The organism is Halorubrum halophilum (genome assembly GCF_000739595.1).
Classification (GTDB): domain Archaea; phylum Halobacteriota; class Halobacteria; order Halobacteriales; family Haloferacaceae; genus Halorubrum; species Halorubrum halophilum.
In genome coordinates this window covers 1-6,940 of sequence record NZ_BBJP01000026.1, presented here as the reverse complement: position 1 = coordinate 6,940, position 6,940 = coordinate 1, and the positions used below count along the sequence as shown (strand labels likewise).

At 55.0% G+C, this 6,940-nt stretch carries 8 protein-coding genes; all 8 read left to right on the top strand.

Going from position 1 to position 6,940, the window contains the following annotated elements:
* Positions 1–266: DUF6884 domain-containing protein (locus ACP96_RS09355; RefSeq protein ID WP_342764816.1), on the top strand; the 266-nt coding region annotated here is incomplete at its 5' end.
* A gap of 48 nt (positions 267–314) precedes the next feature.
* A complete protein-coding gene (locus ACP96_RS09350) occupies positions 315–1,112 on the top strand; it encodes an alpha/beta fold hydrolase (protein WP_050033109.1) in 798 nt (265 codons plus the stop codon).
* 221 nt (positions 1,113–1,333) lie between these two features.
* Positions 1,334–2,245 (top strand): ADP-ribosylglycohydrolase family protein, encoded by a 912-nt coding sequence (locus tag ACP96_RS17700; RefSeq protein WP_082222497.1) that lies wholly within the window; start codon positions 1,334–1,336, stop codon positions 2,243–2,245.
* 32 nt (positions 2,246–2,277) lie between these two features.
* The gene (gene xseA, locus ACP96_RS09345; protein ID WP_050033108.1) at positions 2,278–3,648 is read left to right on the top strand and encodes an exodeoxyribonuclease VII large subunit; all 1,371 of its coding nucleotides are present in this window, start codon (positions 2,278–2,280) and stop codon (positions 3,646–3,648) included.
* 42 nt (positions 3,649–3,690) lie between these two features.
* Positions 3,691–3,906: an exodeoxyribonuclease VII small subunit gene (locus ACP96_RS09340; RefSeq protein WP_050033107.1), complete on the top strand. Its 216-nt coding sequence runs from the start codon at positions 3,691–3,693 to the stop codon at positions 3,904–3,906.
* Between the two features lie 155 nt (positions 3,907–4,061).
* Complete coding sequence (locus tag ACP96_RS09335) at positions 4,062–5,090, top strand: Cdc6/Cdc18 family protein (RefSeq protein ID WP_050033106.1); 1,029 nt, start codon at positions 4,062–4,064, stop codon at positions 5,088–5,090.
* Between the two features lie 86 nt (positions 5,091–5,176).
* Positions 5,177–5,299 carry a hypothetical protein gene (locus ACP96_RS19735; RefSeq protein ID WP_008528531.1) on the top strand — a complete coding sequence of 41 codons (123 nt, stop codon included), beginning with the start codon at positions 5,177–5,179 and terminating at the stop codon, positions 5,297–5,299.
* A 21-nt stretch (positions 5,300–5,320) separates the two neighbouring features.
* Positions 5,321–6,709 carry a hypothetical protein gene (locus ACP96_RS09330; protein ID WP_050033105.1) on the top strand — a complete coding sequence of 463 codons (1,389 nt, stop codon included), beginning with the start codon at positions 5,321–5,323 and terminating at the stop codon, positions 6,707–6,709.
* The last annotated feature ends 231 nt before the right edge of the window (positions 6,710–6,940 follow it).

Sequence of the window (6,940 nt, the reverse complement as noted above, 5' to 3'; positions counted from 1 at the left end):
CCACCGACGCAATGCAGATCGAACCGTATGATGAGACGCTGAGTGGTGCGTCTGTGGATACGAAGCGAGAGTGGGCAGAAACCGTGTTTGAGCAGTTACGCAAAGAAGGCCTGCTTGGTGACGGGAATCGGCTCGTCTTCCACGCTGGACGAGATTACCACGAGGAACTCACACCGTTGCTTTCCGAGACGAGTGTTGAATTCACAGTCCCGACCGACGGGTTACAGTTCGGTGAAACCCTCGCGTGGTACAACGATCGCATTTGAACACGTCGCCGTCATAACAGCTAACAACTATTAGACATATTTGCCAATATGCCAACGGAATCGGTCAACGGGGCTGAGTTGTACTACGAATCAGATGGCGACGGGGTACCGGTTGTTTTCCTCCACGGAGTGTTGATGAGTAGCCGATTCTTCAGCGAACAGAAATCGCTCAGCGACGAGTATCAGGTTATCACCCTCGATTTCAGAGGCCACGGTCGCTCCGAGAAAACCGAAACCGGACATACGCTGCCACAGTATGCTCGTGACCTGGAAGCGTTCCTTGACACACAGGGCCTTTCTGATGTTATTCTGGTCGGCTGGTCGATGGGGTCGCTCGTGGCATGGGAATACGTTCGTCAGTTTGGGACAGACCGATTCCGCGGCTTCGTAAGTGTCGAACAACAGCCACTCGATCTTGAACAAGAGGATTACGAGCACGGTGTGTTCGGCTTTGATGAACTTCGTGGACTCATGGAGCTCGCACAAACCAACCCACACGAGCTGGCGTGGTCCCTCATTGACGAGATGCTCGTGGATGAACCGAATACTGTCGAACAGACGCTCTTCGATGAGATCACACGAGTCCCACCACCGATCACGAGCGCGATTCTTTTCGACCAATCAGTACGCGACTACCGGGAAGTGGTTCCCGACGTGGATGTTCCTACCCTCGTGTGTCTTGGTGAAGACGAAACGATGCTAGAGAATGGTGGTGTCGAATACGTTGCCGACAATACACCTGACGCCCAGCTTGAGCGCTTCACCAATAGTGGTCATTGTCCTTTCTTAGAGGAGCCAGAGCGGTTCAACCACGTCCTTTCGTCGTTCATCACAGCACGCTGCTAATAGTGTGTCCAACCACACGAATCAGCGTCTAACCTGTTTTGTTGATTCGCACTAGGTAAAAAGGGGATAGAACATAATGGCCTGAGCCACCCACTCGCCGAATCCACCGATGCCTGACCGTGGACTCAGCGACACACAGGAGTGTCCAAAACACCGCAGAGGGTAGCTACCATAGAGCACACTACCCACACTTTTCCACAAAAGCCATAGTTGATCTTCGTATGAATTCAGATCGAGTCCGTGGGATCCTCCTCGGATTGGCCTGTGGGGATGCGCTCGGCCGACCAGTTGAGTTCTCGTCGGCATCCACGATTGCGGCTGAATACGGACAACTTGACGAGATGGTTGGCCATGGGACGTGGAATCAGCCAGCAGGAACGATTACAGACGATACCGAACAGGCCCTCTGTATTGCCCGCAGCCTTGTTGAGAAGCAAGCATTCGACCCAGCAGATGTCGCGTCTCGATTTGTCGACTGGTACGACAGTGACCCATTCGATATCGGCCGGATGACGATGAAGTCGTTGAGTCGACTCAAACACGGCGATGACTGGAACGAAGCTGGCCAGCACATCTGGGAGACCAGTCCTGAGGGTCAGAACGCAGGCAATGGAAGTGTGATGCGGTGTCCGCCGCTCGCGATACCTTACGCAACCGACCGGGAGCGACTCGTCACGGTGAGTCGACAATCTTCGCAGATCACGCACGCAGATCCACGGTGTACCTACGGTTGTGCCATTTTGAATCACACACTTGCTGGCCTTCTTGAGAACACAGATACGCCGCTACGGGACGCTCTCAATTACGTCGACCCAGAAGCTCCTGACGAACTAACTGGCGCGCTCAGCCCGCTGGCACGTAACGACTCACCCGAGCGATTGGAGACATCGGGCTACGTGATCCACTCACTACAGACAGCACTCCACGATGGGCTGCGTGCCACAGATGCAGAGGAGGCAATTGTGACAGCCGTCAACCGAGGTGGAGACACCGATACGATCGGTGCAATCACAGGTGCTATCGCAGGCGCGCGATTTGGAGCGTCTCAAATCCCAGACCGGTGGTTAGCAGCAATTGATGACGTAGACGAACTCGAGGCATTAGCGATGAAGCTCGAAAGAGCAGAAGAATGAACTAAACCACCCAACGTCTTAGGCAGAGCCGAATGGCCGTCGACGACGATACCGGATCAGAAAATACGAAACCGCAGAAGTCCGCATGGTCCGTGTCTCGACTCAACAACGAAATTGCTGCCACCTTGGAATCTGCCGCGGAGCGGTTTCCGACATACGTTGTCGGTGAAGTATCCGATGCGACAGCGAAGGGCTACGGGACGTTCTTTACACTCCGAGACGTCGACGGCGAGGAAACAATCCAGTGTATTGTGTGGTCGTCCTATCGCGACCGTATCGACGAGAGCATCACCGAAGGCGAGGAGGTGATCGTCCGGGCAAACGTCGATTTCTACGCCGAAGGTGGCCGGACACAACTCAACGTCAAAAACTACTGGCCAGTCGGCGACTCCGATCGATCACAGGAATTGGAGGCATTACGTGCCGAACTCAATGAGGAGGGCCTCTTCGATGCCGACCGAAAACAGTCACTTCCACCGTTTCCATCAAACATCGGGATCATCACCTCATTGACTGGATCGGCTCGAGAAGATTTCCGTGAGTCCGCCTGGGGACGCGCACCCGGAGTGACGCTCACGTTCTTTGGAGCGACCGTTCAGGGCAAAAACGCCACAGCATCGATCGTAGGGGCGCTCCAACAGGCAGATCGAGATCCGGACATCGACATCATCGTCGTAACGCGTGGTGGCGGCGCAGACGACACGCTATGGTGTTTCAATGAGGAACCCGTCGTCCGAGCAATCGCGGACTGTGCGACCCCGACAGTCGTCGCTGTGGGCCACGAAGACGATGAGACCCTCGCCGAAGCGGTCGCTGACAAGGCAGCAATGACACCGACAGATGCGGGGATCGTAGCGACACCTGAGATGAGCACCATCCGAGAGCGGGTCGAGACCATCGAACGACGGCTCCAAATCGGGTACGAAACAGTCGTCAGCGAGCAGCTTGACGCGCTCAATCGGCGGATCGAAAACGCCGTTGTAGGGCTCGAACGGGCGGCAGAAACCCGGCAGGCACGTATCCAGCGAGCAGCTGATCTCGAACAGCGGATCGATACCGCCTACACGACACTTACAGCATCACGCCTCGATGCGGTCGACGACAGGATCGAGACGGCACTCCAGGAGATCGAACACGCGGCGGAGACAGAGGCCGTGACGGTACGGGCAGCACAGGGACGCATTGGCGGACTGGAGACCCGTATTGATCGGGCGTACGAGACACACATCACCCAAGAAACCGAAGCGCTTGAGCGCCGGATCGAAAGCGCGTATCGAGACATCGAGACGGATACGGATGTCCAAGAAGCAAAACAGGAAGCCCGCCAACTTCGGATAGTCATCCTGGTCCTCGTTGGGTTGCTACTGCTCGGTGTCGCACTGTGGGCAGGTGGAGTTCTGTGAGCATAACAGGGTATTCAAGGACGCTCCAAGTATCCATCAAGTATGAGTGAAGCTGAGGTTGACATCGCCGGGACAATCGATCGACTTGAAGAAATCGCTGAGACACTCGAAGATGGAGAGGTTGATCTCACCACCGCGAAGGAGCTCCGCGAGGAGGCAGACGACCATCTCGAGAAGCTTCATGACGCGCTGGACGTCGGCGACGGTGATATCATCGAGATCGACGGTGAGGACGCCGAACTAGAGCGCGCCGAGTAAGTTTTCGGGCGTTTCCGGAAGCGAGGTGTTTCCACAATCAAAATCGGGGGACTGCGACACCATAGAAGAAGCAATCAAACGGCGATGGGGAGCTTTCCGGAATTGACCCGGTGAGGTTTTTATAACCTGAGCGGAAATGAATCTGTCAGACCCAAATGATCCGTGATGCTCGCGTCCTCCGCGCCGGGTTCGTCCCTCGAGAAGTCGAGCATCGCGACGCCGAGGTCAACCATCTCTCAAGCGTTCTGGAACCGATCACGAACGGCGAGCCAGCGGACACGGCCATTGTCACCGGCCCGAGCGGTGTCGGCAAAACCTGTGTCTCGAAGTTCGTTACTGAACGGCTCCGCGAGGAAGTGCTCGACGTCGAGGCCACCTACGTCAACTGCTGGCGAAACTACAGCCGCTTCCGAACGCTGTACCAGATCCTCGACGACATCGGGGCCACGATAGACATCCACCGCCAGTCGACACCCCACGACGAGCTCATTGATCGGCTCCAACAGTACGACGGCCCTCGAACCGTCGTCATCCTCGACGAGGTCGACCAACTCGAAGACCCGAGCATTATCTACGACCTCCACAGTATGGAGCAGTTCGCGGTGATCTGTATCGCGAACAAAGAAGAAGAGCTGTTCAGCCGCGTCGACGACCGCCTTGTGAGTCGGCTACGCTCCAGCGAACACGTCCGGATGGACAAGTACCACAACGAGCAACTCTACGATATTCTGAGTGCTCGAACGAAGTGGGGGCTTGAGAACGGCGTCATCACCGACGACCAGCTCTTTCAGATCGCTGATGCTGCCGCTGGCGATGCTCGTCTTGCGATCGGGATGCTTCGCAGCGCAGCCAGCACGGCTGATCGGGAAAATCACGAGGATATCACTAACGACATTCTCATAGACGCTGCTGAAGATGCTCGGGCCCAAATCAAGCAGAAGAGCCTCGACTCGCTCACACCGCACCAGCGGGTCGTGTACGATATTGTTCGCGACCACGGCCCGCTTGGACCCAGCGAGATCCACGACCGCTATACTGAGGCGGTCGACGATCCGCGGACGAAGCGTACCGTTCGGGCGTATCTGTCAAAGATGACTCAATACAACCTCCTCGAAGCAGACGGATCCAGCCGAGACCGGGAATACACAGCCATCGACCAACCATCTCCCACACTCGCGGAGTAGGTGGCTAAAGAACGGATAGGTCGTGGTTTGTTGAGCGAAAAATGTACCCCCGTGATTTATTATTGTAGGAGCGATTATGTCCTACTATGAGCGCAAAGGGCCAACTCCGTCGGTTCGAGAACAGGGCGCAGTTGCTGCGCCATATCTCTGAGGAGACCGGCACAGACATCGACACGCTTTGGGACGAGTACGAAGCCCAGGTCGAATAGAGCCCTTTGCAGTTTTGACGCGTGGGCGACGATACTGATCTCGACTTATCGTTCACAATAGACTCAGAGACAGTCTCTCTGAGTCCTATCGGGGAATATCAGGTTCTCGATCTGGAAGGGCCGGTAGTCATCGTCGGAGATGCGTCCTACCGCGTTGTTCCGGTCGGTGAAAAATCAGACCAGTCAGAAGATGTCCGAGAACTTGGCGTCGACGAGATTCGTGCTGCACTTAACGAACTCTCTGACAACGACAATTTTCAGTCAATCGTAGACAATTGCCCGACAAATACACCGCTCGTCTACGACGACATCGATTATTTGACTCGCCATCTCCCCACAACTTCGCTCCAGAAGTGCCAGAAGCTGAGTGAGAGCACCCCTTTCGAGAAGGAATTACTCCTCCAAGTTGCCTACGTAGAACGCCAAAACTCTCTCGTCGGGCACTCAGACAACGTCCTCGAGTACTATCTCGAACAGCGTACTGAAATCGCTGAAAAACTCCGGTCCGCCGACGGGATCGACAGCGATGTTGAGCGGTCATTCTTTTCGTATCTCCTCCTCGCCTCGGCACTCATCGAAGAATTGACCACGGAAACGGTCCTCAACGAACTCTTTCGCGAGGAAGCTCGTCTCGACAGCATCACAGAGCACGTTCGGAGTATGGGGCACGCAAAGCGATTAGAGAAACTCTGTGATATCCAAATACTGACCGGAGGTGACCATGGATCGCTTGTCGAGGTCAAAGAACGCAGAAACAACCTCGTCCACGACGCGCAGAAGCGTGCAGGTCTTGATGAACTCGAATCGCGTCGTGAAGTCGCACAGATCCTCGAACAGACTGATCGATGTGCGTCCGTCCTACTGACGATCTCGGGAAAGAACATCGGGTCAGTCATCGCGAAGCGAGGGTGTGATCCCTATATCGAACACGCTCAATCTGAGGCTGTAACCGACACACTCACAACCTGGGAACAGGAGAATCCAGAGCGCCTGTCGAGACTTCACGACTGTGAAAGAGCGGCCCTCGAAGAGATTCGCTGGGACACCGAAGAGAGTGACCCTAGGAACAACATCACGAAGGGATTCACGTTCGATGGATTTGATGACGAGGAGGTGTATGAGATACTGATGGAGTTCGTCGGTGATGCCTCACAAGCGTTCCTCGACCGAATCGATGCCGACGCAAACGAGAGCAATCTCGATCGCTTCGATTTCGCGTTGATGGTGCTGCTCTGTGCTGGCCACAGTTACAAGGAAATTGGCCGCTGGCTGGATACCGACGAAAAATATGTCCAGCGGAAGGAGAACGTGATAGCCTGGAGAGCTTCAAACTTCGAGAAGAATTTGGTAGAAGAGATCCCTCGCCCAGAGGACCCAACATGGCCGTCTGAGACGGAGCTAGATGATTAGGGCGGGAGCTACCTGATAAATCGGGTTTCAACGCCAAGGAAGTGGCTAAGGTGTAAGGTCAGGTCTAAAATGTAGGTTCATTCGACTTGTACTACTTTTTCTTTCGAGACATATACATTCTTACCAGGGGATGTCTTCTGCTTCTCCCGTTCTGTCACCGAGAATGTACTCTGTTCATCTGATGAGAAGTGCCAATGGTCTTGGGTGTAATGTAGTTGGATAGCGTGACCA